Genomic DNA, 3,030 nt, shown 5'->3' with positions numbered 1-3,030 from the left:
CGCCCGTCGAGGCCGAGCCGCTGGGACCCGTCGTACGGGGGCTGCTGGAGCGCGACCCGGACCGGCGGCTCGGCGCGGCACAGGCCGAGCGGATGCTGCGCGGCTATCTGGAGACCGGGCACACCCCCGAGACACCGGAGGCGCCGGGCACCGCGCGCGGACACCGGCTCGGGGCGGGGCGCCCGCGGACCGTGCCGCAGCCGCCCACCCAGCCGGGCCTTTCCGAACCGCTCCCCGGCCCGCCCGGGGTCACGGCGGAGGCGCCGCCCGGGCGCTCCTCGACCCGCTCGGTACTGGTGGCGGCCCTGCTGATCGCGGCGCTCGCGGCGGCGGGCGGCTCGGCCGCGACCCTGCTGATCAACCGGGGCGACAGCGGGGGCGGCGGGAATCCCGGGGGTACGGCGACGACACCGGCGCCCGGGGGCACGAGCGGTACGGGCGGTACGAGCCCCGGCCTGTCGCCCTCGCCCTCGCCCTCGGCCACGACCCCGAGCCCGTCCCGGCCGGGCTCCTCGCCCCCGGGCCCCGGCACCGCGCCCTCCGGCTACCGCACCGCCCGCGACCCGGCAGGGTTCTCGCTCGCCGTGCCCGACGACTTCACCCGCAGCCCGCAGGGGGAGCGGGTGTTCTACCTCTCGCCGGAGGGCACGTACCGGCTCGGCGTCAAGATCGCCGCCCCCCAACCCGGGGGCCCGCAGGCGGTGATGAAGGGGCAGGCGGCCAACGGGTCGGTGTCCAACCCCGGTTACCACGACGGCCGGGTCACCCGCACCACGCACGCCGGACACCCCGCCGCGCTCTGGGAGTTCACCTGGAACGGCTACAGCGCCTCGGAGGGGGCGCGGCACACGTACGACCTGTGCTGGGAGGAGTCCGGGCGGCTGTACGACGTGTGGGTGTCTGCGCCGGTCGGGAAGGTACGCGAGGCACGGGAGTACTTCGACGTCGCGCTGGACACGTTCTCGCCGTCGGCGCACTGACCGTATCCCGTCGGTGCGATCCGGTCGGTGCGCCGCGTCACGGGTTCGTGACCAGTAACGCTTCCGGGTGGATCGGGGGCGCGATGGCGCGATATGGATGGTGCATGAGCAGTGACGGGGGAACGGGCCGGGCGGCCGACGACACGACGAGCTTCGTCCTTCAGCCGCCGAGGCCGCACACACGACAGGATCCGCCCACGGTCCACGGACCGGCCACCGGCGAGGGGCCCCTGATCGCGGGCCGTTACCGGCTGACGGCCAGGCTGGGCCGGGGCGGGATGGGCACGGTGTGGCGGGCCCGGGACGAGACGGTGGACCGCGAGGTCGCCGTCAAGGAGCCCCGGATACCGGACCACCTTCCCGAACGGGAACGCGCCAACGCCTTCGAGCGGATGCGCCGCGAGGCCCGCGCCGCGGCCCGCCTCGACCACCCGGCCGTGGTGAACGTGTACGACGTCGCCGTGGTCGACGGCCGCCCCTGGCTGGTGATGGAGCTGGTGCACGGCCGGACGCTGGGCGATGTGCTCGACGAGGGCACCCTGGACGCGCGCGAGGCCGCCCGGATCGGCCTTGAGGTGCTCGGCGCGCTGGAGGCGGCGCACGCGGCGGGCGTCCTGCACCGGGATGTGAAGCCCGACAACGTGCTGCTGGGGCGGCACGGCCGGGTCGTCCTCACCGACTTCGGCATCGCGCGGATCGAGGGCGACACCCGGCTCACGGACACCGGCGGGTTCGTCGGCTCGCCCGAGTACGTCGCCCCGGAACGGGTGCTGGGACAGCTTCCCGGCCCCGCGAGCGACCTGTGGTCCCTGGGGGTGCTGCTGTACACCGCGACCGAGGGCGTCTCGCCGTTCCGGCGCAGCAACACCCCGGCGACCCTCCAGTCCGTCCTCAACGCGACCCCGGCCCCGCCCACGGCGGCCGGGGGCCCGCTGGCCGAGGTCATCGACGGGCTGCTGCACAAGGACCCGGCGCGACGGCCGTCCGCGCAGCGGGTGCGCGCGCTGCTCACGGAGGCGGTCGGGCCGCCGGCGCCGCGGCCGCACCTCACCCCGTCCCCGGTCCCGTCGGCGCACGCCGCCCCGCCGCCCGCGCGCCGCCGGCGGTCCGGTCGTACCGCCTGGCTGGGGGCGGGCGCGGCGGTGGTGGCGCTCGTGGTGGGGGCGTACCTCGTGCTGGCCGATCCGTTCGCGGGCCCGCTGCCCGACGGGTGGGCGATGCGGCCCGAGGGCAGGCTGGGCGCGACCCTGGCCGTGCCCGCCGGATACCAGGTGTCCCGGCCGAGCTCGGACGACTCCGACAAGAACTGGGTGGAGTACTCCGACTGGAGCGGCGCGGTCTCGATCACGCTCGACCTGGCCAGGAAGTCGGAGGACGACTCCGGGGAGATCAAGAACTCGGCGCGGTCCCAGATGTACGCGGACGACGAGGAGTTCCGCGCCCAGGGCGAGTACTCCCTCGACATGCCCAAGGGCGCGAAGACGCGGCCGGACGACACCGCGACGTACAAGGGCCGGGAGGCCGCGCGCAACACGGTCGTCTACACGAGCGACGACAGCCAGGACCCCCGCCCGCGCGAACTCCAGGTCTTCTACTACCGCACCCACTCCGGCGACATGTACGAGCTGTTGGTCGCGTACCCGGGCAAGGGCGACTTCACCGAGCGGGGACGGCAGGTCGCGAAGGCGGCGATCGCCAACCTGGAGGTGCAGAAGCTCTGACTCCCGGCGGCCGCTCCAACGGGCTACGGACGCGGCCGCGTTGCCGGTCGGCCCGTCCGAACCACCCGCTTCGACAACGGCGCGGTGCGCACGGTACTGATGGGACATGGCTGACGACGGCGAACACCCGCGCGGCGCACGTCTGATCGGCGGGCGCTACCGGCTGACCGGCCGCCTCGGCACCGGACCCACCGGAACCGTCTGGCGCGCCGAGGACGAGGGCGGCGAGGGGCGCGGCCGGGTCGCCGTCAAGGAGCCGTCGCTGCCCGGCGATCCGGTCGCGGACGAGGAGAGCCGGCGGCTCGCCCACCGGCTGTACCGGGAGGCGC

General features: G+C 75.4%; 1 protein-coding gene and 2 pseudogenes. All 3 read left to right on the top strand.

All coding sequences use genetic code 11. The features are described from left to right. Positions 1-980 (top strand): annotated as a pseudogene (locus CCN72_RS39220) (serine/threonine protein kinase); the annotation flags it as partial. A 104-nt stretch (positions 981-1,084) separates the two neighbouring features. Continuing rightward, positions 1,085-2,701, top strand: a complete 1,617-nt coding sequence (locus tag CCN72_RS29020; RefSeq protein ID WP_086810898.1) for a serine/threonine-protein kinase — start codon at positions 1,085-1,087, stop codon at positions 2,699-2,701. Positions 2,702-2,807: 106 nt separating this feature from the next. After that, a pseudogene (locus CCN72_RS29015) lies at positions 2,808-3,030 on the top strand (serine/threonine-protein kinase); the annotation flags it as partial.

This window comes from Streptomyces murinus, from assembly GCF_002154555.1.
Classification (GTDB): domain Bacteria; phylum Actinomycetota; class Actinomycetes; order Streptomycetales; family Streptomycetaceae; genus Streptomyces; species Streptomyces murinus.
Note: the sequence above shows the minus strand (reverse complement) of the source record. Positions and strands in the feature narration are given on the sequence as shown.

Coding starts and splice junctions, on each gene's coding strand:
- CCN72_RS29020 (WP_086810898.1), top strand. CDS start 1,085: ATGAGCAGTGACGGGGGAACGGGCCGGGCGGCCGACGACACGACGAGC.